Raw genomic sequence first — 25,188 nt, forward strand, 5'->3', positions numbered from 1 at the left:
ATCCCTTCAGTGGATGGATGCGTCCGCGTGAGCGGATCCGCCGGTGGCGGGCTTGGGGACCGGACCCGGTCACGGCCACGGACCGTCGGGAGTGGGGACGGGGGTCATGAGCCGGGCGGTGGCGCGGGGTCGGTCGGTGCGTGGTCGGCCAGGAGCGGGCCGAGGACGGACAAGGCGCCCAGGGCGATGTCCTCGTAGAGGTAGAAGCCTGCTTCCAGCGGCGGCAGTTGCGTGCCGGTGGCGTCCGTGACGGGTTCCGGGTCGGTGGCGTAGCCGTCAGGGGCGGCGCGCGGTCCGAGCAGGTCGGTGATGTCCTGCGCGGCACCCAGGAGGGTGCTGCGGGCTGCGGTGGCCAGCAGGCGCAGGGGGAGGTCGAGGGCGGCGGTCGTACGCTGTCCGGGAACCAGCTTCGCCACCGTCGGTACCTCCTCGGTGGCCGCGGCGGCCATCAGCTGCATGGGGAGCGTGCAGGCGGCGACGATCCGCTCGGTGGGCATCAGGGGCGGGGGGTCTCCGTCGACCATGAGGTCTTCCCACTCCATCAGGTCGAAGAGGAACTGGCCGCCCTTGTACAGGGGCCAGGGCCGTACGGTGTCGAGCAGGAGGCGGGCGCGTTCGGGGGCGTCGCGGCGCAGGGCCACGCCGTGCCTGGCCAGGGTGCACAGGCACTGGCGCAGGCTGCTGTTGACGTGGCCGAGGAAGGCGAGGGCCCGGTGGTCCGTGGAGGTCAGCGGGCCCGTCTCGGTGGGGTCGGCCGGCGGGGGCGGGATGGTGGTCACAGTGGCCTTGAGGTGACGTAGTGGGCGATCTGCCGCAGGACGGCCTTGCCTTCGTTCTCGGGGATGAACCGGAGGTCTTCCTCGAAGCGGGCGATGCCTTCGACGGCGAGCCGGTCGGCGAGTTCGGTGGCGTATTCGATGGAGCCGTGTCGGCGCATGGCGGCGAGGAGTTCCTCGGCGTGCTGCTGGGTCTTGTCGGTACGGCGCTGCCGCAGGATGTCGAAGAGGCGGGGGCGCTCGTGGGCGTACGCGGTGCGGAAAAGGTGGATCAGCATCACCGTGCGCTTGCCTTCGAGCAGGTCGCCGAGGGGCTCCTTGCCGTACAGGGCCTCCTCGCCCACCAGGTTCAGGATGTCGTCCTGGATCTGGAAGGCGATGCCGATCAGGCGGAACGCCTCGTCGAAGCGGCTCAGCACGGCAGGGTCGGTGACGCCGGCGCAGACGGCACCGATGCGGCACGGACTGATACAGGTGTACCAACCGGTCTTCTTGGTGCTCATGACGAAGTAGGCGTTGTCGGTCTCGGGGACGACCTCGTGGCGGATCCAGCCCAGTTCCATGGCCTGCCCCTCGATGGACTCCCGGCACATGTGCACCGCCTCGTGGATGAGGCCGAGGGTGCGGACCAGACCGAGCGCTTCGAGGTTGGACAGGACGGCGTCGACGGCGAGCAGGTTCATCCCGTCGCCGACGTTGACGGCCAGGCCCAGGCCGTGTTCCTCGTGCATGGTGGGCAGACCGCGCCTGTGGGTGGACTCGTCGGCGATGTCGTCGTGGACGAGGAAGCCGTTGTGGAACAGTTCGAGGGCCGCGGCGGCGCGTACGGCGTCGTCGGGGCGCCCGCCGAAAGCGGCACAGGTGGCGATGGTCAGGGTGGGACGCAGGCCCTTGCCCTGGCGGGCGGGGTAGGAGCGCATGAGGTCGTACAGCTCGGCACGCGGTTCGCGGTCCGGCAGCAGCCGTTCGATCTCCTCGTTGGTACGGGCCCGGCACCGGAGCATGGTCTCCATCAGGTCCGCGTCCCGGACGGTGTCCTCCAGCGACCAGTCGGCGCTGCTGCGGCCGTCCCACAGCAGGCGCGGCGCGGTGACGGTGGTGTCGCCGATCAGCGCGGGCGGTGCGGGCGCGTCCTCTGGGGAGCGTCGGGCGAGGAAGTCCAGGGCCGTCCAGTCGACCGGGTCGGCGGCCGCTTCCCGGGCGGCGGGTGTCGCGCTGCCCCACAGTTGGGGGGCCTGTTCGCGGTAGGCCCCCCACAGTTCCTGCATGCTGCGCAGGCCCGCCGCGCGCTGGGACAGCAGGGTGAAGGCCCGCCAGACGGCGAGGGTGTCGTCGCGGGAGCCGCGGACGTCGAGGCTGTCGGGCAGGACCTGGTCGACAGGCCGGCGCTGGAGGTCGAACAGCAGGTTCATGGCCCGGTCGTCGAAGGCCACCTCGACGTCGGGGTCCGGGCAGCGGTGCCGGTCCACCACGATGCGACTGTGCCGTGCGGTGAGCATGGCGTGGCTGCCGTCGTTGAAGTGCAGGCCGAGCCGGATGCCGCGCAGGTGGCCGGCCGCGGCGGCGAGGATCGCCGGCGCCCGGTCGGACAGGGCGGCGACCGTCTCGTCCAGCAGCCGGGCCCCGGTGAACGCGGGGGCGGTCTCAGTCATGGGCACCTCCGGCGAACTCCACGATGCCCCCGGTGTGGAAGCCGATACGGCGTCCGCCGACCCGGCCCTCCACCGTGCACGGGCCGAGGGTCTCGTGCACGCTGAACGGGTGCAGGCTGGACTCGGAAGGATTGACGATCCGACCCGCCGTGTGCGAGCGGAAGTCCAGGACGAGACGGTCGTCGCCGAGTCGGGCGGTGATCAGCAGCCGGCCGGGCACCGCGGCCATCGGCGGGGTACCCAGCAGGCCCGCCAGCGGCGGCACCATCACGACCCGGTCGCGGTCCAGGGTGCCGCTCACCGCCACGCGCAGGTTGCGCCGCGGGAAGTGGCGGACCATGCGCCCGTCCCGCCACAGCATCACCGATCCGTTGGCCGCGTCCGCGGGGTACGCGGGCTGGATCAGGGTGAAGACGACGGCTGACGGCGGGGCCTGGTCGGCCGGGCCCGAGGGGTCGTTGACGAATCCGAACACCCAGCCGCCGAGTGTGGGCCAGGACCACCGGCCGCGTACCCGCTCGTGGTAGCCCAGCAGGTCCGTCTCCGTGTCCGTACCGTCGCCGTGCCGCAGGGTTCCGGCGCCCAGGACGCCGGGCTCCGACTGCCAGCGCAGATGCTCGTCGTCCCCGAACGGAGCGCACTGGGAGGTGCAGGGCCTGCTGGTCCGGGTCAGCCGTACGTCGACCGCGGGGGCCGCCGAACGGGCCGCCACCCGGAACGCGCCCGGTTCCCCGTGCGGGTGCGGTAACCGGAAGGCCGACCATGGCAGTTCGGGCTGTTCGGCGTTGAACTGCGACGCACTCCAGCCGTGCCCCTCCCCGTGGACGAGCAGGATCGCCATGTGCTGCCCCTCGGCCGCCGTGCCGGTGCCGCTGCGGCGACCGGTGGACGGGGCGCCCGGATGCGCGAAGACCGGACCGGTGGAGGAGCCCAGGACGGAGAGGTTCGCGATGAGCGCCTGTCGCCCACACCGCGACAGGAACGCGTAGTGCAGCCACTTGCGGTCGAGCGGGTGGGCGAGCGGGGCATACGGGAACGGGCCCGGCGGACCGAACCGTGGGAGGGCGGGCGTGGACACGTTTCGAACGCTAACTCAAGGTAGCCAATCACTTGCAACTCGTAACGATCGTGGGGGTGACCTGGAAGCACAGAAACGATTACCTCCGCAGTCAGTGTTTGAGCACGCAAAGAACCGCCCATGGCGGATGGTCTGCCATGGGCGGCTTCGAGTCTCGTGCGTAGTCCTCGTCAGTCCTCGTCAGTCCTCGTCGTCTCCGAGAACGCTCGCCTTGAGGCGCACTTCCGGCCGGCTCGCGATCACCGCCCGCCCGTCGGCGTACCGGCCCGGCTCGGCGTCGTGCAGGGCGCGGATGCCGAGCGTGTAGACCAGGGCCGCCGCCGGATGGCCGGGGGTGTTCAGGCGGGGCTCGTCCGTGACAACCAACGACCGGCCGCCGTCCCCGACCGTCCCCGTCGGGTTCCCGCCGGGGATGACCGTGCGATCCGCCCGGTAGTACGCGCAGGTCACCCGGCCGTCGAAGACGAAGCCCGTCGGAGCGGTGAAGTGGTGCTCCACCCGTCCGGGGGCCCAGGGGTCGGTGGAGGAGACCCGTACGTGGATCAGCTCGCTCTGTCCGCGCCGGATCTCCAGGCCGACCTCCTGTCGGACCAGCAGCCGGGCGGGCTGCGCGGACGGGGTGCCGTCGTCACCGGCCGGCGGGCCGGCGGCTCCTCGGTCAGGTTCCGGTCGCGGCTGCGGCTCGGGTGACCGCTCCCGCTCGGGTTCCCGGTCCCGGTCCGGCTCCGGTGCCGGTTTCTCGTCCCGTACCGGCCCGGTGCCTTCGAATCGAGCGGTGGTGAGAGGCACGGCCGCGATCCGGTGGTGGAAGTTGTCCGCCACGAGCAGGCGCCCCACCGGATCCACGGCGAGACCGCACGGGTAACACAGTGCGACGGGCACGACGGCATCGGGCGGGTCGACGGCCGCGGTGGCCTCACAGGCAGTCGGATCGGGTTGTCCCGCGAGGATACGGACCGCCCCGTCGGCCAGCCGCCACACGCGGTGTCCGGTCTGGTCGGCGACGTAGAGCACGCCCTCGCCGTCGAACGCCACCGCGCTCGGTGAGCCCCAGTCGGCCGTCGTGGCGCCGGCGGCTGTGTCCGGCGGACCGGCCAGTACCCGGAGTTTCCCGTCCGAGCCGAGCAGCAGTACCCGACTGCCCTCCGGGTCGGCGATGCACAGCCGGCCCGCCCCGTCGACCGCCAGGCCGGCGGGCAGGAACGCCTCGCCCGCGTCGGCCGTTCCGGAGCCACGGGCCCGCCCGGATGCCGCGACGACCGTGCTGACGACACCGTCGCCGTCGATCCTCCGCACACGCGGAATGCCGGCCTCCCCGACGTACAGCCGGCCCACCGCGTCGACGGCCACGGCGCACGGGGAATTCAGCCGAGCGCGGCAGGCTGGGCCGCCGTCGCCATCACCCTCGCCATCACCGCGCGAGCCGTCTCCCGCGACGGTGGCGATGACACCCGAGGGGTCGATCCGGCGGATCCGGTGGTTCATCTCGTCGGCGACGAACACGGTCCCGTCCGGGGCGACCGCCAGCGCGGACGGGAAGCCGAGGCGAGCACGTACCGCTTGGCCGCCGTCGCCGGCGAAACCCCGGAGCCCGTCCCCGGCGATCGTCGTCAGGGTGCCGGTGCCGTCGATGCGGCGGATCCGGTGGTTCGCGTGGTCGGCGACGAAGATCGCGTCGCCGACCAGGGCCACGTCCGCGGGGAAGGCCAACTGTCCGTCCGGCGCGGGCCCGCCGTCCCCGGCGAACCCTGCCGTGCCGTTGCCCGCCACGGTGCCCGGCAGGCCGTCTCCGTCCGGCGCATCCGGCGGACGCCGCAGCGCCGTAACCCTGGCCGTCACGCCACCACCCGGATCGGGCGCGGCCGGGCCTTGACGACACCCGGCACCTCACACGTCGCCGGCCTCGTTTGCCTCATCCACGTCTCCTTCCTCACCGTCATTGGCATTCCCCTGCATACCGGTCGGGGGGCGGATCGCAGGAGCAGCCACCACGTCGGCCACTCGCACGAGGGAGGAACCGTGTGAGACGGACAGCGAGGCAATCCGGACGGGAGGGAGTCCCGGGCGGGCGCCGACGGCTGTAACAGGGCGGGCAGATGTGCTCCACTCCGCCCCTGTGCGCCGTTTCTCGCCTCGACTGAACTCGAACAAGTGACGCCGAATCGATTCGGCATTCCAAACGAGGGAACGGCGGCATATCACCGGTCTGTCCAGGCTAACGATGGAACCGGATGAAAGTCCGGTGCGTGCCACGATGCCCGCGCGGACGCCCCGCTCGAAGCCACGGGCGGCGTCCCGCGTTCCGTCTCACGGGCGCAGCCTTCATGACGACCGCGATCGGTGAACGTGCGGCGCGCGGTGCCGTGCTCCGGCCGCCCCCTGCGGGCCCGGGCGACCCGCACCAGGACGCCTCCCTTTCCCTCGCACACTTCGATCACAGCCACAGGAGGACTCGGAGATGAGCACCGACGTGCAGACCCAGAAGGAAGCCTACAAACGGGGGGAGGAACAGGGGCGTGCCGATGCGCTCGCCGGGAAGCCCTACGCCGACCCGCCGCGCGACGGCTCGCGCGGGGAGCAGGACCAGTACGCGAACGGCTATGACTGGGGCTACGAACAGGGCCGGGCCAAGAAACTCGACCTCGTGGTGTGGCAGGAGGGCGGGGTCGAGGACGCTCTCGGTGGACTCGGCACCACCATCAACATCTGCGTCCGCACACCGAACTGGAGGGACACGGTCGACGCCGGCGAATGCAAGCACGTCTTCACCGCCCCCACCGGATTCCGCTGGAACGGCACGGTGGGCGCCCAGTACAAGCGCATGAATGAGACCACGGGCGGCAACCTTCCCCCCGTCCAGGCCACAGTCAGCGACGACGGGCGCACCCTGACCTTCACCTACCACGTACACCTGAACACCGGCAGCGAGGACAAGGACTGCATCGTCTACACCTGCGGCCTCGAAGCCGCCGACGGAGCCAGGACCGGCCGCCACACCGACGGCGTCGCCCAGATCGGTACCGCACCTCCGGCCAAGCTCAAGGCCGAGGTCATCGAGGACGAGGACTGAGAGAGCGGGAACCAGACACCATGACCACCGTCGTCACCTCCGGCGTATTCTCCTCCACCAACCCCGCCATCTCACCGGTCAACGGTGTGGGCACCGACTACATCCGGTGGGGCAGCGCCGGCAGCCAGAGCGGCTACCAGTTCCGCGGCGAGGCCGCGGACGTCCAGCTCGACGGCACCGAGTTCGTCGTCGGTACCTTCATCCACCGCAACAAGCCCACCAACGTCAGCCCGAGCCAGTTCGACGTCCAGCTGACCATCACCGTCATGTTCGAGGACGGCAGCACGACCGACCTCAACTTCAGCTTCCACCACAACGAGACGCCCAACAGCACCGGCACCAGCCCGGCGGACGACGACCTGGTCGACCTCCAGACCTTCGTCCACCCCCAGCCCGTCACGATCGACGGCAAGCAGTACCGGGCGGTGCTGAGCGGGTTCAAGCGCAACGGCCAGATCGTCCAGCAGTTCCGCAGCCCGGAAGGCGGCATCAACTTCGCCGACGTCGTGTGCATGTTCACGCTCGACGAGCCCGACGTGATCATCTCCGGCCTGCGCTATCAGGGCACGAGCACCGGCCAGGCAGACGAATACGTCGAGATCTTCAACAAGGGCGGCGGGCCGCAGGACCTGACCGGCTGGAAGGTGGAGGCCAAACCCACCGGCCGTTCGTTCCCCTTCCCACCGGGAACGGTCATCCAGCCCGGCCAGCGCTACCGCGTCTACACCAACGAGAACCACCCGGAGTACGGCGGATTCTCCTTCAGCTCCACCAACGAGGTCTGGCGGGACCAGGGCGGCATCGCCCGCCTGGTCGCGGACGACGGCTTCGTCGTCGACCAGTCCCCCTACCTGGACAAGGGGTTCAACAAGACCGGCACTCCGTGAGCCGGAACTCGTCGGCCCTTCGCTGACAGGTGAGGGGAACAACTCCTCACCTGTCGTGGCCGATGCCGGTACGCGGCAGATCATCTGCATGGACGGCGGTGACGTGTGCCCGCGCGATGACGCTGCTCAGCCGATCTGCACGTCAGAGTTGCCGAGCATCGAGGACACCGCTCTCCCCGCCGTCGGTCCACCCGTCCCGGCGCCGTGCCCACAGCGTGCCCCTGAGGGCGGACAACACCGGTCAGCAGCAGGGCGGACCCGCTCTCAGGGACCTCCCCCTCGGCTCCATAAGTGCAGGTCAGCAGCCATGATGCCTTCCAAGCGCCGTTGCTTCCCAAGCTGAGAGCCCCGGTGAGCGGCCCTGAAGATTCCGCCGGGTCGCATCGTGGCCCCGCCCATCGACAGGGCGGGGCCACAGCGCTACGGGGCTGGTTCGTAGGTCACGGTGGCGCCGGGGCAGGCGCCCGCGAGCTTGGTGAGTTCCTTCCGTTCGTCGGCGTCGGCGGTGAGCCCCCAGCGGAGCTTGGTCGCGGTCCACTCCGTGAGGTAGCGGCACAAGACGCCGTCGGCCGTCGGCAGCCATTGGGCCGGGTCCTGGTCGGCCTTGGTGCGGTTCGAGGCCGCGGTGACCGCGACGAGGGAGGTCACGGCGTCAAGGTCGTTGGCGTACGCCTCGCGCCGCTTCGCGGTCCACTGCGATGCTCCGGAGTCCCAGGCCTCGGCAAGCGGCACCATGTGGTCAACGTCCAGGGCGGAGGCGGAGGTTACCCACTTGGCGTCGTAGTACGACCACCAGCGCCCTCCGGACAGCTTGCAGCCCGGGAGGACATCAGGTCGGTCGACCGCCTCGTTGAGGAGCACCTCCGCGCGGGTGTTACAGCCGTCGGTGGGGTTGTTGCCTGTGTTCCAGTGCTTGAAGCTCGTGCGTTGGTAGCCGGCCCGCGCCTCCGCGGCGAGTGGGAGGGCGTGGATCGCGGCGGTCAGCGGGACCGTGTACGTCTCGGCGGCACGGCCGTGCGCGTGGGCTGAAGCGGGTGCCATCAGGGGCACGACGAGGAGGACGGCCGCCATCGCGGCTCGCCTGAGGTTCTTGATCACGCATCGCAGCGTTGACTGCGCGTACCTCGTTCGAGCGATCCGACTCGAACTAGCGAGCCAAACGGATGCCTCAGTTCACCGGACAGGCGCTCTATTGATCACCCATTCGAGGACGCCTGTGCGGGATGGCTCGCTGCTGCACGCGCGAGAGCATCGGCTCTCGAATCCGGCTGGGCCACCTCAGGGCGTACGAGCTCTGCCGTCGTCAGCGCCCAGCCGGCCCGGTCCCCGTCTCACTTTCCGTCTCATCCATCTGCGTTCGCGGCCGTACAGGCGCGGCCCAAGGCCGTCTCTTCACCGACGACGAGGCGCACCTGAACGCAGGTGAACGCCCCCCGAACGCTCAACCGCATCTGGGAGGAGCACGTTCTGAACCTCGAGAGTCGAGTGGTCGGGTGGGACTTGGCAGGTCATCGCCTTGCATCTGCGCGGGTTCAGATCCTGACTCAGGACGCCGGACTGCTGGCTGCCCTACGCGAAGTCAACGACGCCGGCCAAGCACTTGGGGCCTACTGGCGACGAGGCGACGTGGAAGAAGCTGAATATCAGTCCCGGCGAGACCGCTACCGCGCCGCGATGCACGAGTTCCTTGCGCAGAGCAGTCGGGTACTCGGCAGCCACCTGGACCGCCCCTGAGAAGCATGCACCGCACCACAACCGCACCAGATCGAGCGGGGAGCAACGGGGAACCACGTTGAACGCAGCCGAGCCCGAAGAAGCCACAGGCCAGACGTTCGACCAGGTCAGCGCCCGAACCAGCCCCAAATGCTCGCAGCTTCCCAAGCTGAGAGCGCGAGTTCGATTCTCGTCACCCGCTCCATGCCGGGTCTCACTTGGGCACGGCGTGCAGTTCGCGTATCAGCTGCGGGGTGAGCAGCTCGCCGGCACGGTCGGCGAGGACGGCCATCTCATAGCCGACGAGGCCGACGTCGCACCCTTCGGCGGCGAGGACGCCGAGACAGCTGCCGTCGCGGATGCGACCGACCATGAGGAAGCCCCCGAGCATTTCGATCATGACGAGCTTCATGCCGTGGAAGCCGTGTGCCGTCGCCGCGTTCTGGGCGAGGCTGGTGATGCCGGAGACGACGGCGGCGAGGTGGTCGGCGCGATCTCGGCCGAGGCAGTCCGAGGCGGCCATGAGCAAGCCGTCGGAGGAGACGGCGACGGCGTCGGTGACGCCGTCGGTGGTGCGCACGAACTCCGAGACGAGCCAGCCGAAACTCTGGACTGCGGTGGTCACGATGACGCTCCTTGGGGGGTTCTGGCTTCGGCGCGGGCGACACCTGCCCGGAAGCCGTTGAGCAGAGAGGACACGGTGGGCCTGGCGGGCCGGGGTGCGGCGGAGGGGCCCTCCACGGGGGCGAGCAGGCGCCCGGGGAGGGCAAGGAGGGCGGACAGGCCGCCGCCAGGAGTGTCGAAGAGGTGGACTCGAGTGCCTCCACCGAGGCGGTGGGCGAGTCGGCCGACGACGAGGTGGCCGAGGAACCGGGTGGGTCCGGCGAGGAGGGTCTCCTCGCCGGAGTCGGAGAGGAGGGCGCCCGCACGTTCCTTGTCGGCTTCGGACATGCCGACGCCGTGGTCGACGACGGCGAAGCAGTACGTGTCGTCCTCGGTGTCGTACCACCCGTGCACCTCGACCCGTTCGGTCGGTGGCGAGAAGTTCAGTCCGTTCTCGACGAGTTCGGCGAGGAGGTGGGCGACATCAGCGACGGCGTGCCCGCGCACCCGCACCGGCTCCACGGTCGCGATCAGGACCCGGCGGTACTGCTCCACCTCGGCGACGGCGGACTGGACGACCTCCAGGCCGTCGGCGGGTGCCGCCGTTGGCCTCGGAGGACTCTGCCCGGCCAGGACCAGCAGGCTTTCGGCGTTGCGCCGCATACGGGTGGCGAGGTGATCGAGTTCGAAGAGCTCGGCGAGAGCGTCCGGGTCGAGTTCCTGCTGTTCCAGGCGGGTGATGAGGCTGAGTTGGCGACGCACCAGGTTCTGGTTGCGGCGGCTGAGATTGGCGAGTGACTCGGTGGTGTTGCGGCGCAGGCTGGCCTGCTCGATGGCCAGACGGAGGGCGGTGTGTTCCACCTGGTGCAGGGACGCCGCGACCTCGGCTATCTCGGCCGCGCCGCCCAGCGGCTGTGCGTCGGGGTGGTCCGGCGCAGCCTCCGGCGGGAGGGGCTGCGCATGATCCTGCGGGGACTGCTGGATACGGGCGACAGCCTCGGGGAGCCGGTGCCGCGCCACGTCGTGGGCGGTCTCGGCGAGCGTGCGGAGGGGGCGCGTGAGGGACCGGGAGGCGAAGGCGGCGAGGGTCGCGAGGAGGGCGGCGATGAGCGTTCCCGCGACGAGATAGGCGGCGAGAGCCAGCTTGGCGTCGTGGCTGAGCCCGTCGGCGCGGTCCCGTACGTCGTCACCGACCGACTGCTGGACGGCGTACAGGTCGTCGACGAGTACGGTCATCGCGTCCCACCAGGTGCCGGCGCCGGCGCGCAGCGGGGAACCGTCGGCGGCGACTTCCGCCTGCTTCTCGTAGGCGGTCGCGCGTTCGGCGTCCTCGGTCGCGAAGGCCTTCTTCAGGGCCAGGCGCTGGGATGCGGTGGCGACCTGCCGGAAGCGGGCAAGCGCCGCAGCGCGAGTGGCGCGCACCTCGGTGAAGTCGATGTACGCGCGACCTTGGAAGGCGCCTTGCGCGAACACGCCGTTGAGGAGACCGCGTTCGAGGGCCACGGACTCCTTGGCCGCGGCCAGCTCCCTTAACGCGGCCAGTCCATCGCGCAGTTGACGGTCGGTGCCCACCCCGGTGTCCGCCACCGGGTCCACGGCGTTCAGGGCGTCGACTGCGCCGGTATAGAAGGTGAGAGTCGCGGCCGTGTCGGCGGTGCCTCTGTCGGCGGCGGCGCGAATGTCGGGCAGACGCCGCAAGTGCCGCTGGATGACGTCCTCGACAGCGCTTTCGCGGCGCATCCCGTGCAGCGCCGTGTCAACGCGCTTGCGGGTGACGGCGAGCGATGGGCGGAACTCCTCCTCGCCCCCCAACAGGCCATTGGTCAGGCCGCGTTCGCGTTGCAGCTGGTGCACCAACGCCTGGATGCGCAGGCTGAGGCGGACTTCGGCACGGGTCGTCCGGGCATCGCCGAGGGCTTCGGCGCGGCCGTGCACGGCGAGACCGGCCACCGCGAGCAGCAAGCAGATCGGGACCGTGATGACCACCGCCACGCGTCCCCTGATGCTGCGCCAGCCGGGCACCGACCGCCGACCGGGAGCCGGTCGGCCCCCGTGGCGGCGCACTGAACCGCCCTTGCCTAATCCGCCCTTGGCGATCGCGGCAAGCCTGCCGTGCAGTGGCCGTATCGGCGTCCACACCCTCATGTCACGAAGCTAGCCCAACCGCCGTCGCGGCCGGTTTCCCAGCTGTTAGACCGCGTGGCACATTCCGTTGCGCCGCTCTCACACGGCAGGGCAGGGAGATTGTGACCTCGGATCGGTCAAGGACAGGAGTGCGGTGTCGGCGGGAGCATGACCTGCGTGGCTCCTGGAGGACATCCTTGATCTGCGTGCGGCACCGGCCGGCCGACGATGTCGTCGCCTGCACGAAGTGAGGTGGCCCGATCGCGGGAGCAGCCATGCTTGTGATCAACGTCTGGGCAGCCTGGCACCGCCTCGGCAGGCCCCGGGCGCTGACCGCGTCGTCGTAGCGACGCCACGCGAATGCCCTTGCCCAGTACTGGCCTAGGGAAGCACCAACGCGGCCGATATGACAGTCCCCGACCGGTCCAGAAGTAACGGACCAGGCGGTTCTGACATCCACGGCTGACGTCAACGACGCCGGACGGGGACATGCATCGGCGACTCCGTCCGGCCGTCGCACCAGTCGACGGCCCGACGGAGCGGGCTCGGATCGAACTCCTGAAGCGGGTGTCAGCCACATCCCGAGCCGGAGGGTGCAAGCCCTGCATCAGACATGGGCGAGGTGGCGGGGAGTAGGGGTGGGCCAAGCACGGTCCACGAAGGGTGACCGGTGGACGCCGTCGAAGCAGCCCACGAGGATCCGGTTTGTGACGTCCTCGCAGGGCCGCCGCGACTTCACCGGCAGCGCAGTCATCCGGGCCATGGCCCGCCTCGGCTGCACCTGCCGCGTCCACCCCGACGTCGCACCGGTGCGTGTCCCCTCTCCCCTCCGGTCCGCGTCGGCAGCGCTCGGCGCCGCTGCCCTGGACGGATGAGGACGGGCGGCAAACCGCGATCAGGATCCCGGTGAGGGCCCTGCCGGCAGGTGTCGGCAGGTGCCGGCAGGGCCCTCACGGCTGCACCATCCATTGGTGCAGGTCACAGGCTATCTGTTCCCCCAGAGGGCTTAAATGTGTTCTTGCTGAGGTAGATATTGAGCTCCGGAACGGCTAGTCTTTATCTCGTTGACACCGGTCAAGCGAAGCCCGGCAGACACGAACTGGCGGGTTGCAGTACATGAAGTTCGCAGGTCAGTGCGATTCTGGAGTCCCGAAGCCAAGGTGTTCGCAGGACGGTGACGGGGTTGAGGACCGCACTGGGCGGCTCGCAGGTCGAGGGGGCCGCCAACAGCACCACCGAGCAGTACCGCAGTACCAGTTCACCGAGTTCGGAGAAAGGACGGAGGAGCAGACGCCATCAGGATCGCCCGGTCCGAGAAGCACTCGCCCCGGGTACCGCAAGACCCCGGATTGGAAGGTGGTCCCCGGTCACGCAGCCGCGATCCACGCACCCCCCTCTGCAGGGCTGGTAGCGGAAACAGAAGGTCGGCACAGCATTAGGGCCGACAGATGGTGTTGAATTTCCTTCGGGGCCCTGGTGCCGTACGGCACCAGGGCCCCTCGACGCGTTGCACTACGAGGTGACATGCCAGCAGATACCCCTCTCAGTGATCGTCTGGACGACGACGACTACCCCGCATACACGATGGGGCGGGCCGCCGAGATGCTCGGCGCCACCCCGGCCTTCCTCCGAGCTCTCGGTGAGGCTCGTCTGATCACGCCGCTGCGCTCGGAGGGCGGACACCGCCGGTACTCCCGCTACCAACTCCGGATCGCGGCGCGCGCCCGCGAGCTCGTCGACAGGGGCACTCCGATCGAGGCCGCTTGCCGCATCGTCATTCTTGAGGACCAGCTCGAGGAAGCTCAGCGCATCAACGCCGAGTACCGCCGCCGGGCCGGGCATGAAGCGCCCGACAATTCCGTTCCCGGTGCCAGCTGATCACGTGGAAACGAGCCGGTCGGCTCGAACACGTACTACGCCCGATCGACCAGGAGCGCCCGCACGGGAAGCGGGTCGTGCGCCGCGAGCCCATGTCCCGCGGCGGGGGACGGCGGTCACGCGCCTCCACGGTCGTCCACCTCTCGCCCGTGGTGCCCACAGCGTGCACGTCAGCGTCGTCCTCAAGTACGGGGCACCCCCTATGACCAGGGCACCGCGCCCTTGAGGGCATGACTAGCCTGCCGCCTGACCCCCCGCCGCCACGCGCCTCACCACCGCCAGCGCCTCGCGCACCGCACCCGGGATGTCCGTCACCGGGCCGTCAGGCGAGGGTTGTCTCCCTGGTCGCCGTCTCGCCGGAGGAGGTGACTGGGGTGCTGCCGGGCTGTGGCGTCCGGTACGCCAACGCCCCGAGCACCAGCGGATGGACCAGGTAACCGAAGCGGGTCGCGGGCATCAGGGTCACCGCGACGCTCAGACCGAGCGCGAGACGGGCGGCCGCCGCTCGTGCCGACCCCGGCGGTCGTGCCACCAGCGACACCGCGATGAGCAGCGCGCTCACCGCGAGAAGTGCGAGCGCGATCACCCTTCCGCCGGGGACGTACGTCGCGAGCAGATGGCCGGGCAGCGGGCTCGCGGCCGGGGAGGTGGTGTCGGTGAGGCCCAGCGGGAAGGCGATGACGTTCCGGTGGAAGCCGGAGGGGTCGGCGAGGGCGAAGGGCAGCACCGCCGCGGTTGCCGTGGACAGGGCCACGGCCGCGTACCGCAAGGCGGGTCGGCCACCCCGGCGTACCGCGATCAGTGCCAGCGCCACGGGCAGGGCGGGCCACGCCGTCCACTTGAGGGCGGCGGAGGCGCCGAGCACCAGCCCTGCGCGGCCCGGTCGTCCCTGCCCGGCGAGTACGACGCCGAGGCACATCAGTCCGGCGACGGGGAGGTCGATCCCGCCCACGGCGAGCGGTAGCGCGACCAGAGGGCAGGCGAGCAGCCAAGCCCGGTGCAGGCCGGCCGCGGCGAGGGCCGCCACGAACGCGCCGCCCAGCCACCAGCGCGGGTCACCGGGCAGCACACCGAAGAGCGCCATCCCGGGCAGGTAGGGGTTGAATTCGGCGACGGCGGTGGGGGCGGCGACGTACGGGCTGCCGGTCGTGAGCAGCAGTTGGCCCGACCGTTCGACGACCCTGACCTCCAGCTGCCCGAGCCCGGCCGTCACCAGCGACACGAGCGGCACCACGACGGCCCCCGCCACCGCGACCACCCGGGCGGCGGGGCGGGAGCGCGCGCCGCACGCCAGGACCGCCGCGACCGCGTAGCCCACCCCCGCCACCACCCCCCACACCCGGTGCGGCTCGAGATCCGAGGCAAGGGCGAGCCCCAGCGCGGCGACCGCGCAGCCGGCCCACCCGAGTCGCTCGTGACGTGCGTAGTGCCGGTGCCGGATGGGTCGCGCGTACTGGTCAAGGCTCTTCGTCATGTCCGTCGACGGTAGGAATCCACAAGTCGGAGGGCGTCAACCGGGACTCCGGACCTGTGACTCAACGCGTGGCATGACATCCGGCCGCAGGCTCAACCCGTACGGCGACGCGCGCGATCGCGTCGGCACGGACCATGGATGTATGCGTACGTCCCTGCAACAGCGGTTCCACGCCTGGATCGCGGCGCCCGCCTACCCCTGGGTCACCGGCGGCGCCCTGGCCGTCGGTGCCGCGGCGGAGCTGATCGCCTTTCCGGGATCCGTGACCACCACGATCGGGGTCCTCGTCTCCTCCGCCTCGCTGATGTGGCGGCGGTCCTTCCCGCCCGTCGCGGTGCTCACCGTCGCCGCGGGGCTGCTCGGGTTCGCCGGGGACGTCAACCTCTACGTCTCGATCACGGCGAGCGGGCTGATCGGCTGCTACACCCTGGGCCGCAACCGGGTGCTGCACCCCGCGGTGACCGTCGCGGGCGCCGCGCTCGGGGCCCTGTGCGTGAACCTGGTGCACATCAACACCTGGTCGCGGATGGACCTGCCGGTGCCCGCGCTCTGGGAGAAGGGTTCACTCAGTCTGTTCGCCGAGTCGTTCCTGCTGACCGTGGTCATCTTCGGGGCCGTGATGATGGGTGACGCCGTACGTTCCCGGGAGGAGACCCGCGAGGAACGGAACCTGGCCCAGGCTCAGTTGATCGCCATGGAGCGGCAGCAGGCCGCCGAGGCCGAGCGGGCCGCCATCGCCCGTGAGCTGCACGACATCGTCTCGCACTCGGTGTCGATGATCGCCGTGCAGGCCGAGAGCGCCACGTACACCACCCCCGGGCTCACCCCCGAGGCCCGCGAGGGCTTCCAGCAGATCGCCGCCACCGCCCGCTCCTCGATGTCCGAACTGCGCCGCCTCCTCGGTGTCCTGCGCACCCCGCAGGGCCAGGGGGACACCGCCCTCACCGCCCCGCAGCCGACCCTCGATCGTCTCGCCGAACTGGTGGAGCAGCACCGGGCGGTGGGCGGCGAGGCCGAGTTGAGGGTCACCGGGGAGCGGGTGGCGCTGCCCGCCACGTGGGAGCTGTCCGCCTACCGGATCGCCCAGGAGGCGCTGACCAACGCGCGCAAGCATGCGCCCGACGCCCGTACCGTCGTGGAGATCGACTACGGCGCCGACCAGCTGCTCACGCTGCGCATCCACGACGACGGCCCGGGCCCGGGTTCCGGTCCGGGTTCCGGTCCAGGCGCCGGCGCGGGCCACGGCCTGACCGGGATGCGTGAGCGGGCGGCGCTGGTCGGCGGTCGGCTCAGTGCGGGCGCGGGCCCGGACGGAGGCTTCCTGGTGGAGGCGGAGCTTCCGTGGGGGACGAGGTGACGGGCTTGGGCAAGGGGTCGGGTGTGATCAGGGCACTGGTCGCCGACGATCAGGCGGTCGTCCGCACCGGCTTTGTGAACCTCCTCAACACCCAGGAGGACATCGAGGTCGTGGGCGAGGCCGAGGACGGTGTGCAGGCGGTACGCGTCGCCGCCGAGACCCGGCCCGATCTCGCGCTCCTCGACATCCGGATGCCGTACAAGAACGGCATCGAGGCGGCTCGCGAGATTCTGGCCGGGCCCGGCACGACGAAGGTCCTGATGCTGACGACCTTCGGCCTCGACGAGTACGTGTATGACGCGCTCGCGGCCGGGGCGGGCGGCTTTCTGCTCAAGGACGCCACCTTTCCCGAACTGCTGCACGCGGTACGCGTGGTGGCGGCCGGGAACGCGCTGCTCTCGCCCGAGATCACCAAGCGGGTGATCGGCGAGTTCGTCCATGCGCGGACTTCGCGGCTGCCGGTTCACTCCGTCGGGGAGCTCACGGCGCGTGAGGCGGAGGTGCTCGTCCTGATCGCTCGGGGGCTGTCCAATGCGGAGATCGCGAGCCGGCTCACGATCACGGACCACACCGTGAAGACCCATATCAACCGGCTGTTCGCCAAGCTGGAGCTGCGGGATCGGGCGCAGGCCGTGATCGCGGCCTATGAGTTGGGGCTGGTGCGGGTGGGAGGCGCGGTCGGCTGAGGGATCAGTCGCGTCGAACGGCCTGTTGCGGTCGGTGCCGCCGGCTCCCCCGGCTTGATGGGTTTCCTCTTGATGGCCAGCCGGCTGTCCTCGCGTGACGCGCCCGGCCGTGGGGAGGGGCCGGGCGCGTCGGTGGCTCGTCGGGGCGTGAGGGGGGGAGCGTTCAGTTCACGCCGGGGAGCGGGTCAGCGGTGGTAGCCGCCGTGGTGGCGGTCGTGGCTGCCGTGGTGGCGGTCGTGGCCGCCGTGGTGGCGGTCGTGGCCGCCGTGGTGGCGGTCGTGGCCGCGGTGGTCACGGTCGTCGCCGCGGTGGTGGTCGTGGGCGCCGTGGCGGGTGTAGCCCCAGGACTCGCTGTCGATGAAGCGTCCGCGGTCGTTGCGGAGGGTGGCGGTGTCGGAGTGGTTGCCCCAGACGTACTGGCGGCGGTCCTGGTACAGGTCGCTGCGGCTGTCGCGGCCGATGCCGGTGTGGATGCGGACCGTGGCGCGGCCCGCCAGGCGGTAGTGCTCGAAGGTGTAGGTGTGGCCGTCCGCGTCCTCGAGGGTCCAGCCGTCGAGGTTGACGGTGTGGCGGGTGGTGTTGGTGATTTCCAGCCACTCCCGGTTCAGGGAGCGGTTGGAGCGGTCGTCGCGGCCGGGGGAGTCGTACTGGACGTCCGAGATCTTCACCTTCGGCCGCTCGGGACGGGCGTGGTCGGTGGCGGACGCCGGCAGCGCCGCCACCGAGACCAGAGCGCCGGCGGCGAGGGCGGCGGCTACGAGACGGCGGGTGCTGACGAAAGCGGAAGCGGTCAAGGGGTCTCCCATGGTGCGGACACCTGGTCGGTGCGGTGGGGTGGCGGCCGGTCGGCCACACGCACACCTTGTCCGTGTTGTGGAGGATTTGAGGAGAACAATCACCGCTGTTACTTGTTGTGCATATTTCTATGACTCTTGGATGCATCAGTCACTTATGTCTTCTACGGCTCGGTGGTGACGCACTCACAGGTCGCTGAGGCTTGCGGGAGTTGAGCTGCAACGGTTCGCCGGTCCGGGCGGGTCGCCGGTATGGGAGCGGGTCGTCACCCGAAAGTGAGTAACAGCATTTCGATTGCCCACGGCCTCCCAACTGCTGATCATGAGCAGTGGTCGAGCAAGGAGTACGGCGTGGGGATCATGCTTTTCCCGGGAGACAGCGAGGTGAACGGACCGGATGTCTCCTGGTCCTACACCGGCTTCCACATGTTCAGGCAATGGCTGGCGCGAGCTGAGGGGTTCGCTCTCGCGGAGATGGAGGGCTTCGGCGGAGACCGTTCGTGGAGCAGCGTCCCCACCGCGCTGGCACCGCTGCTCGACCACCCGGATGACGGCGGCCCCGGCCTCACGCCCACCCAGTGCGCTGCCATGCTGCCCCGGCTGGAAGCCCTCGTCGACCAGTGGCAGAACGACAGCGATCCCGTCCTCCGACGGCGAGTCGACGACACCCGCCAGCTGGTCGCCGTCATGAGGGACTGCCTGGACAAGGACGTCGAGCTCGTCTTCGGCTGAACACCCGCCCCGTCAGGGGAGGCGGGGCTGGGCGGCCCGGGCGGCCGGGGTGGCTTCGGCGGTGGTCTTCAGGTCGTGCAGCCATGCATCGAGGCCCGCGCCGAGAGCGGCTGTCGCGGTGGGTACGTCCGCTTCGACCTGGTCGCCGGTCCAGGTCTCCTCGGTGTGGACGCGCACGCCGCCCTTGACCTTGCGGAACGTCCACAGGTGGACGCCCTCGTCGATGCGCAGCCCCTCACCGATCGCGGGTCCGCTCCACAGGATGCAGTTGTGGCGCCGGAGTTCCTGGACGGTGGAGGTGATGGTGAGTGTGGTGGCGGGGGTCGTGGGGGTGGCGGGCGCGGGGGTCGTCCACCGGAACCGCGAACCCGCCTTCAGACGGCCGAGGTCGAGGCGTTCGGCGGTGGTGACCGGGGGCTGCCATGACGGCCAGCGTTCGACGTCGGTCTGGAGCTTCCAGACGGTGGCCAGGGGTGCCTTGATGACGATGTCGGACTCGTAGCGGATGAGGGCGTCGCTGTCGACGCCTCGCCCGCCGCACCGGGACGTACCGGCGTGGGATGCGGCCGGGTCGGCGGGCTTGGCGGGCTTGGCGGCCTGGGCCGTGGGGATGGTGCCCGCGAGGACGGCGGTGACGGCGAGCGCGAGCGTGACCGCGGCCTTGCGCGTGCCGCGTGCGTTCGACGGGTTGGACGGGTTCGACGGGTTCGACGGGTTCGACGGGACGGTGCTGAACATGGTGTTCCTCTCGTGTCGGCCTTCTGCTGATGCGCGTTGGTGTGAGGGGAGCGAGAGCGAGCCGCCCGGGGGTTGCTACGGGTTCAGCACGACCTTTCCGGCGACGGTCCCCGACTCGGCCAGCCGCAGGGCGTCGGCGGCACGGGAGAGCGGGAGTTGGGCGGCGATGCGGGCCGTGACCTCGCCGCGCTGGAGGGCGGCGAAGACCTGGCTGAGGTCGGTGCGCAGACGGGCGCGGAAGCGGTTCCTGGCCAGGGCCCGGCCGGCCCAGACGTTGAAGAAGTACGCGCGACGGCCGTTGGGGAGGGTGTTCCACAGCCACACCCGGCCGAGCAGCTTGAGGACCGGCCACTGCTTGGAGCCTTCGGCGTCGCGGGTGGCGGCGCTGCCGTAGGAGACGAGCGTGCCGCCGGGGGCGAGGAGGCGCCAGGAGTCGACGATGCCGCTCCCGCCCACGTGGTCGAAGACGGCGTCCACCCCACCGGGGGCGAGTGCGCGGATGCGGGCGGCGACGTCGGCGGCGCGGTAGTCGACGGGGGTGACAGCCTGGCTCCGCAGGGCGTCGTGGTGGCGCTCGGACGCCGTACCGATCACCCGCGCGCCCGCCGCCTGGGCGAGCTGGACCAGGACCGATCCGACGCCACCGTTCGCGCCGTGCACCACGACGGTGTGCCCCGCGCGGATACGGGCCTTGCGGTGCAGCATCTGCCAGGCGGTGATGCCGTTGACGACGAGGGTCTCCGCCTCGGCCGCACCGATCCCGTCCGGTACTGGGACCACGTCCGCCGCGTCGACGAGCACATGGCTGGCCCAGCCGCCCACCTTGACCAGCGCGGCGACCCGCGTGCCGACCAGGTCCGGCTCGACTCCCTCACCAGTCGCCAGCACCGTACCCACGAGGTCGTAGCCGGGGACGAACGGGAAGGGCGGCTGGTCGTAGTAGCGGCCTCGCCGCATCTGCTGCTCGGCGAAGGAGACGCCGGTCGCCTCCATCCGGATCACGACCTGGCCGGGACCCGCGGCGGGGATGTCCCCGTGCCGGATCTGCAGCCCCTCGGGCTCGACCTTGCCCGGCAGCACGACCTCGACGAGCCCTTCGGGTCCTTCGAATCCTGCGAGTCCTTCGGGTCCTGCGAGTCCTTTGGGTCCTGCGAGTCCTTCGGCGTTCATGGCGACCTCCGCACGTTACTGGGCTTCGCGTTCGTTAGAAGTTATAACCGCACGGATCCGAGAGTGTCAATAACTTCAGTGATAACCTCTAACAATGGTGAACTCGGAAGCGAAGACTCCGCGCGAGCGCTACCGCGCCCAGGTGCGGGCGGAGATCAAGCAACGCGCGTGGGAACAGATCGCGACGGCGGGCGCATCCGCGCTCTCCCTCAACGCGATCGCCAAGCAGATGGGCATGAGCGGACCCGCGCTCTACCGGTACTTCAGTGGCCGCGACGAGCTGATCACCGAGCTCGTCAGGGACGCGTACCGAAGCCTCGCCGACACCTTCCGTGCGACCGCGCGGGCCGGTGCCGACCTGGCCGCGCTCGCGCACGCCCTGCGGGAGTGGGCGCTGCGGGACCCCCAGCGCTACTTCCTCATCTACGGCACACCCGTCCCCGGCTATCACGCACCGGACGACACCACCGCTATCTCGTCCGAGATCATGGCCACCCTCCTGGACGCCTGTGCCGGGCTGCCCTCGGACGGCCCGGCGACACCGTTCGAGGCACACCTCGAAGGCCACCGGGACTGGGCGGCCGACCACCCCGCCCCACCCGCGGCCCTCCACCGGGCCCTGACCTTCTGGACCCGTCTGCACGGCGTCCTGTCCCTCGAACTCGCGGGCCAGTTCAGCGGCATGGACATCGACCCCGCACAACTCTTCGCCGCCGAACTGGACGAGCTGACGGGCACGCCGTCGAGCTGACTACGACCCAGCATCTGAGGCGCGGCGCTCGCGGTGTGGTCGGCTGTGGTTGCCGGTCGGTCGCTGCCGCTGTCCGCCGGCCGGTTCGCCTCGTCGCGCTCCCGGTTGTCCGTGAACTTCTCCGGAATTGTGCGTGATCGGTAACGGACGGATCCCGCGGGCCTTTTCGCTCGTCCTGCCAGGTGGTCGCAAGGCGGCCGAGGGCCGGGGCGGAACTGGGTGAAGGCGGGCGGACATGGCGCGGCACGGTGGGGGTCGGGGCTGGTACGGCAAGGTGGTCGGGGCGGCGCTCGGGGTGACGCTTGCCGCCGGTGCCGCGGCGTGGACCGCGCAGGCCGGGTCCCTGGGCGGTCCGTCGCCGAAGGCGACCGCGTCGGCCACGCCGGGCAGTGACGTCAAGCCGGTCGACGTGACCATCGCACACACTTCCGAGAAGGGGGCGCGCGGCGTCAACATCACCATCGACGACGGGCCGGACCCGGTGTGGACGCCCCAAATGCTGGACGTGCTGCGGGAGAACGGGGTCAAGGCGACGTTCTGCATGGTGGGGACGCAGGCGCAGGCCCATCCGGACCTGGTGAAGAAGGTCGTCGCGGCGGGGCACCGGCTGTGCGACCACTCGGTCGCGCACGACACCACCATGGACAGGAAGTCCGAGGCCTATCAGAAGCAGCAGATCCTCGACGCCGAGCGCATGATCACGGAAGCGTCCGGGGGCGTACGCCCGATGTATTACCGGGCGCCCGGCGGCGCGTTCACGCCCTACAGCCGCAAGCTGGCCGCCTCCCGTGGCATGCGCCCGCTGGGCTGGAACGTGGACTCCAAGGACTTCGAGCGTCCCGGCACGGACGCCATGGTCGCCACCGTCGAGCGGGAGCTGTCCAACGGGCCGACGATCCTCTTCCACGACGCCGGCGGCGACCGTTCCCAGACCGTCGAGGCCCTGCGCCGGATCCTCCCCTGGCTCAAGGAGCAGGGCTACTCCTGCGGTTTCCCGGTGCGATGAGCCCGGCGGGCCCGGCCCCTTCGCCGAGTGGCTGAAGCCGGTGCTCGGGGAGCCGTGCTCGGGAGCCGATGGGTTCCCGGCCGTCAAGTCCGGCGCCGTCATCGCCTCGCCTCCGCCACGGTGTGGACCGCGGTGCCGGCGAGGGCGAGGGCGGTCCGGGTGGCCGTTTCGGGGTGTCCGGCGGGAACAACATTCACGTTGCCACCTGCGTCGCCGTCCCTGTGGGGGGGCGGGGCGAAGAGCGCGATCGACTGGCAGGAGACCGGCAGCGTCCACGCGTACCGCGCCCCGAACACCGTCGCCTCGACGGCCGCCAGCCCCGTCCGCCCCGCGCTGTCCCGGACGACGTACGCCGTGGTGGCCTGGTCCTCGCGGTCGCCCACCGTCCGCCGCTCATTGCATGGGAATGCCCCGAGGGGGAACTCGGGCCTCACCCAACAGCAAGGAGCGTGCGGCCCGTTCGGTCCGTGCAACCGACAACAGGGAGTACCCCATGGCGAGTTACGGCAGTTCCTCGACGGCTTCCTCCGGATCGCGCACCAACGGCCTGGCGATCGCGAGCCTGTGCTGCGGCATCGTCGGACTGTTCATCCTGAACATCATCCTGGGACCGGTGGCCATCGTCCTCGGCGCCGTCGCCCGTCGCCAGGCAGGGGTCAGGAACGGCGCCAGCATGGCCAAGGCCGGCATCATCCTCGGCATCGTCGACGTGGTCCTGTGGCTCGTCCTGCTGATCGTCGCCGCCAACAACGGCGGGTTCAGCTGGTACGTGGGCGGCTGACGTCGTTCGCCCAGCTCCGGGGGGGGAAGACGACCGAGCGGCTGAATTCACCGGCCGGACCGCGTGTCCGGCCGGTGCGGCGGTCGGGGCGACGCACGCTGATCACTGCAAAAGTGATCAGTACAGAGCGATCTGTACAGAGCGATCCGTACGAGCGATCAGTACGAGCGATCAGTACAGAGTGATCAGCACCGCATCCCGCCTAGGAGGAATCGTGAAGCGTCGTGCCCTCGCCGCCGCGGCCGTCGCCATGGGCGTCGCCATGGTCGGTCTGCTGCTTTCCGCCGCCTCGGGAGGTCCCGGCGGCGTCGGGAGTGACGACTGGAACATCTTCCTCACCAATGTCTTCGTGTAGGGCGACCGGCCCTCACACCAATTCCGGCTGCGGCTCCGCTCGCTGCGCCGCCGCGATCTTCGGCTCCCACTGCTTGATGGTCCGCATATAGCCGTAGACCACCGACACCATCGCCAGAATGAGCAGCGGTCCGAAAAGCCACGGGTGGGCGGCCATTTCCAGCGGCAGATAGCGGTACGACAGCAGCAGCGCCGCGAAGACCATCGCCCCGTACACGACCAGCTGGACGCCCGCCCGGTCCCAGCCGCGGTCCATCGAGCGCAGGGCGGCCTCGATCGTGAAGACGAAGACCACGCCGGCGACGAGGTCCGCACCGTAGTGATAGCCGAACCCGAGCGTCGCGCCGAGCGTGGCGATCAGCCAGAACGTGCCGGCGAAGCGCAGCAGACGCGGTCCCTTGCGGGAGTGGATGAAGAGTGCGGTGGCCCACGCCGTGTGCAGGCTGGGCATGCAGTTGCGCGGGGTGATCCCGTCGTACGGCATCGACTGCGGGGTGCCGATCGGCGGCGGCACGTCCGGCCACAGGTGGGCCAGCGCCCAGGGCCCGCCGCCGGTGCCCATGGCGCCGTCGCCGTAGGTGAAGATCGGTCCGACGACCGGGAAGATCATGTAGATGCCCGGCCCGAGGAGGCCGATCACCAGGAACGTGCGCACCAGATGGTGGCGCGGGAAGCGGCGCTCGGCCGCCACATGGCGCAGCTGGTACAGGGCTATGACGACCGCGGCGACCGCGAGCTGTATGTAGACCCAGTCGAGGACATGGGCGCCGACCGGGCCCGTGGCCCTGACGATCCGGCCCACCAGCCACGACGGGTTGCCCAGGGCGTGGTCGGCGGTCGCCACGTACTGGTCGAGCACGGTCGGGCGGGTCTTGGCCGTGATGAGCAGCCAGGCGTCACCGGTCTTGCGGCCGGCCACCAGCAGCAGGCCCAGCCCGACGCCTTTGAGCAGCAGGACGCGCTCCCGTCCGGTGCGGCGCGTGAGCGCGATGACCGCACAGCCGACGATCACCCACAACGCGCCGTTGCCGAAGGGGTGTCCGTCGGTCGTCCGGACGTCGGCCGCCCAACGCACCACCACGAAGACGAGGTCGATACCGATCGCGGTGCCCAGCGCGATGACACGCTGCCGCCAGGTGAGGACCACCATCATCAGCGCCATACCGGCATACAGCAGGAAACCGGACTTAGGGGCGAATATCGCCTCTCGCGCCTGGTTGGTGATGGGCCCCGCGACGCCGTAGCCGCGCGTCGCGATCTCCAGCGCGATCAGGAATCCGAGACCACCCAGGGCAACCGCGGTCCACAGCAGCGCCCGTGGTCGACGCCACGCGGCGAACAGGGTTCTGACGCTTCTTCGCGAAAACGACCGCGATGCTCTGGATATCAATTAATCAGCCGATTTGTTAGGTATTTAGAACGATCGTCGTAGGGTCGGTCATGTTATCGAATGACGGCGGAGGGGTTTCGCCGGTCTTGCGAGGACATGAACCGGCACTCAGGGCGGGCCGGTTGGACTGACGCGAACGCGGCCCGGATGGTTGTCTGCATGGAAGCGGTGTGG

General features: G+C 70.3%; 24 protein-coding genes. 11 read left to right on the forward strand and 13 right to left on the reverse strand.

All coding sequences use genetic code 11. The annotated features are described in order from the left end of the window. Window positions 1–104: 104 nt before the first annotated feature. From ACHBTE_RS08750 to ACHBTE_RS08765, 4 genes are all read right to left on the reverse strand, one after another. Window positions 105–779, reverse strand: a complete 675-nt coding sequence (locus tag ACHBTE_RS08750) for a hypothetical protein (RefSeq protein WP_394722951.1) — start codon at window positions 777–779, stop codon at window positions 105–107. Beyond that, window positions 776–2,428, reverse strand: a complete 1,653-nt coding sequence (locus ACHBTE_RS08755; protein ID WP_394722953.1) for a polyprenyl synthetase family protein — start codon at window positions 2,426–2,428, stop codon at window positions 776–778. The genes ACHBTE_RS08750 and ACHBTE_RS08755 overlap by 4 nt, the downstream gene beginning before the upstream one ends. After that, window positions 2,421–3,506 (reverse strand): hypothetical protein, encoded by a 1,086-nt coding sequence (locus ACHBTE_RS08760; protein WP_394722954.1) that lies wholly within the window; start codon window positions 3,504–3,506, stop codon window positions 2,421–2,423. The genes ACHBTE_RS08755 and ACHBTE_RS08760 overlap by 8 nt, the downstream gene beginning before the upstream one ends. A 180-nt stretch (window positions 3,507–3,686) precedes the next feature. Continuing rightward, window positions 3,687–5,345, reverse strand: coding sequence for a serine/threonine protein kinase (locus ACHBTE_RS08765; protein WP_394722955.1), 1,659 nt, complete (start codon window positions 5,343–5,345; stop codon window positions 3,687–3,689). Between the two features lie 619 nt (window positions 5,346–5,964). On the opposite strand from ACHBTE_RS08765, the gene ACHBTE_RS08770 reads away from it, so the two are divergent. After that, on the forward strand, window positions 5,965–6,576 hold the full coding sequence (locus tag ACHBTE_RS08770; RefSeq protein WP_394722956.1) for a hypothetical protein: 612 nt from the start codon (window positions 5,965–5,967) through the stop codon (window positions 6,574–6,576). 20 nt (window positions 6,577–6,596) lie between these two features. Further along, window positions 6,597–7,463, forward strand: a complete 867-nt coding sequence (locus ACHBTE_RS08775; RefSeq protein ID WP_394722957.1) for a choice-of-anchor K domain-containing protein — start codon at window positions 6,597–6,599, stop codon at window positions 7,461–7,463. Between the two features lie 420 nt (window positions 7,464–7,883). Here the strand turns inward: ACHBTE_RS08775 and ACHBTE_RS08780 are convergent, their stop codons facing one another. The 3 genes from ACHBTE_RS08780 to ACHBTE_RS08790 all read right to left on the reverse strand — a co-directional run bounded on the left by ACHBTE_RS08780 (window position 7,884) and on the right by ACHBTE_RS08790 (window position 11,771). Beyond that, complete coding sequence (locus ACHBTE_RS08780; RefSeq protein ID WP_394722958.1) at window positions 7,884–8,561, reverse strand: HNH endonuclease family protein; 678 nt, start codon at window positions 8,559–8,561, stop codon at window positions 7,884–7,886. 829 nt (window positions 8,562–9,390) lie between these two features. Further along, window positions 9,391–9,801 carry a roadblock/LC7 domain-containing protein gene (locus ACHBTE_RS08785; RefSeq protein WP_394722959.1) on the reverse strand — a complete coding sequence of 137 codons (411 nt, stop codon included), beginning with the start codon at window positions 9,799–9,801 and terminating at the stop codon, window positions 9,391–9,393. Continuing rightward, window positions 9,798–11,771, reverse strand: coding sequence for a nitrate- and nitrite sensing domain-containing protein (locus tag ACHBTE_RS08790; RefSeq protein WP_394722961.1), 1,974 nt, complete (start codon window positions 11,769–11,771; stop codon window positions 9,798–9,800). The genes ACHBTE_RS08785 and ACHBTE_RS08790 overlap by 4 nt, the downstream gene beginning before the upstream one ends. 839 nt (window positions 11,772–12,610) lie before the next feature. Here ACHBTE_RS08790 and ACHBTE_RS08795 point away from each other — a divergent pair. Continuing rightward, window positions 12,611–12,778, forward strand: coding sequence for a hypothetical protein (locus tag ACHBTE_RS08795; RefSeq protein WP_394722962.1), 168 nt, complete (start codon window positions 12,611–12,613; stop codon window positions 12,776–12,778). 649 nt (window positions 12,779–13,427) lie between these two features. After that, window positions 13,428–13,781 (forward strand): MerR family transcriptional regulator, encoded by a 354-nt coding sequence (locus tag ACHBTE_RS08800; protein ID WP_394722963.1) that lies wholly within the window; start codon window positions 13,428–13,430, stop codon window positions 13,779–13,781. 322 nt (window positions 13,782–14,103) lie between these two features. On the opposite strand, the gene ACHBTE_RS08805 is transcribed toward ACHBTE_RS08800, so the two are convergent. After that, window positions 14,104–15,255: a glycosyltransferase 87 family protein gene (locus ACHBTE_RS08805; protein ID WP_394722964.1), complete on the reverse strand. Its 1,152-nt coding sequence runs from the start codon at window positions 15,253–15,255 to the stop codon at window positions 14,104–14,106. A 142-nt stretch (window positions 15,256–15,397) separates the two neighbouring features. Here ACHBTE_RS08805 and ACHBTE_RS08810 point away from each other — a divergent pair, with 142 nt between their 5' ends. Both ACHBTE_RS08810 and ACHBTE_RS08815 read left to right on the forward strand, forming a co-directional pair. Further along, window positions 15,398–16,612, forward strand: a complete 1,215-nt coding sequence (locus ACHBTE_RS08810) for a sensor histidine kinase (RefSeq protein ID WP_394722966.1) — start codon at window positions 15,398–15,400, stop codon at window positions 16,610–16,612. A 23-nt stretch (window positions 16,613–16,635) separates the two neighbouring features. Next, window positions 16,636–17,298, forward strand: coding sequence for a response regulator (locus ACHBTE_RS08815; RefSeq protein WP_394722967.1), 663 nt, complete (start codon window positions 16,636–16,638; stop codon window positions 17,296–17,298). A gap of 185 nt (window positions 17,299–17,483) precedes the next feature. Here the strand turns inward: ACHBTE_RS08815 and ACHBTE_RS08820 are convergent, their stop codons facing one another. Beyond that, entirely contained in the window at window positions 17,484–18,104 is a 621-nt protein-coding gene (locus ACHBTE_RS08820; RefSeq protein WP_394722968.1) for a lamin tail domain-containing protein, read from the reverse strand. Between the two features lie 348 nt (window positions 18,105–18,452). On the opposite strand from ACHBTE_RS08820, the gene ACHBTE_RS08825 reads away from it, so the two are divergent. Next, window positions 18,453–18,824: a hypothetical protein gene (locus ACHBTE_RS08825; RefSeq protein WP_394723270.1), complete on the forward strand. Its 372-nt coding sequence runs from the start codon at window positions 18,453–18,455 to the stop codon at window positions 18,822–18,824. Window positions 18,825–18,836: 12 nt separating this feature from the next. Here the strand turns inward: ACHBTE_RS08825 and ACHBTE_RS08830 are convergent, their stop codons facing one another. Both ACHBTE_RS08830 and ACHBTE_RS08835 read right to left on the reverse strand, forming a co-directional pair. Next, window positions 18,837–19,562, reverse strand: a complete 726-nt coding sequence (locus ACHBTE_RS08830; protein ID WP_394722969.1) for an SRPBCC family protein — start codon at window positions 19,560–19,562, stop codon at window positions 18,837–18,839. A 75-nt stretch (window positions 19,563–19,637) separates the two neighbouring features. Continuing rightward, entirely contained in the window at window positions 19,638–20,732 is a 1,095-nt protein-coding gene (locus ACHBTE_RS08835) for a medium chain dehydrogenase/reductase family protein (protein WP_394722970.1), read from the reverse strand. Between the two features lie 94 nt (window positions 20,733–20,826). Here ACHBTE_RS08835 and ACHBTE_RS08840 point away from each other — a divergent pair, with 94 nt between their 5' ends. Further along, the gene (locus ACHBTE_RS08840) at window positions 20,827–21,483 is read left to right on the forward strand and encodes a TetR/AcrR family transcriptional regulator (protein WP_394722971.1); all 657 of its coding nucleotides are present in this window, start codon (window positions 20,827–20,829) and stop codon (window positions 21,481–21,483) included. A gap of 235 nt (window positions 21,484–21,718) precedes the next feature. After that, complete coding sequence (locus ACHBTE_RS08845; protein WP_394722972.1) at window positions 21,719–22,489, forward strand: polysaccharide deacetylase family protein; 771 nt, start codon at window positions 21,719–21,721, stop codon at window positions 22,487–22,489. A gap of 98 nt (window positions 22,490–22,587) precedes the next feature. On the opposite strand, the gene ACHBTE_RS08850 is transcribed toward ACHBTE_RS08845, so the two are convergent. Next, window positions 22,588–22,872, reverse strand: coding sequence for a hypothetical protein (locus tag ACHBTE_RS08850; protein ID WP_394722973.1), 285 nt, complete (start codon window positions 22,870–22,872; stop codon window positions 22,588–22,590). A gap of 110 nt (window positions 22,873–22,982) precedes the next feature. On the opposite strand from ACHBTE_RS08850, the gene ACHBTE_RS08855 reads away from it, so the two are divergent. Together ACHBTE_RS08855 and ACHBTE_RS08860 are read left to right on the forward strand one after the other, a co-directional pair. Next, window positions 22,983–23,270, forward strand: a complete 288-nt coding sequence (locus tag ACHBTE_RS08855; protein WP_394722974.1) for a DUF4190 domain-containing protein — start codon at window positions 22,983–22,985, stop codon at window positions 23,268–23,270. A gap of 214 nt (window positions 23,271–23,484) precedes the next feature. Next, on the forward strand, window positions 23,485–23,625 hold the full coding sequence (locus ACHBTE_RS08860; protein ID WP_394722975.1) for a hypothetical protein: 141 nt from the start codon (window positions 23,485–23,487) through the stop codon (window positions 23,623–23,625). A 12-nt stretch (window positions 23,626–23,637) separates the two neighbouring features. On the opposite strand, the gene ACHBTE_RS08865 is transcribed toward ACHBTE_RS08860, so the two are convergent. Beyond that, window positions 23,638–24,936: a phosphatase PAP2 family protein gene (locus ACHBTE_RS08865; RefSeq protein WP_394723271.1), complete on the reverse strand. Its 1,299-nt coding sequence runs from the start codon at window positions 24,934–24,936 to the stop codon at window positions 23,638–23,640. Between the last annotated feature and the right edge of the window lie 252 nt (window positions 24,937–25,188).

The sequence above is a fragment of the Streptomyces sp. M41 genome (assembly GCF_043673425.1).
Lineage (GTDB): Bacteria > Actinomycetota > Actinomycetes > Streptomycetales > Streptomycetaceae > Streptomyces.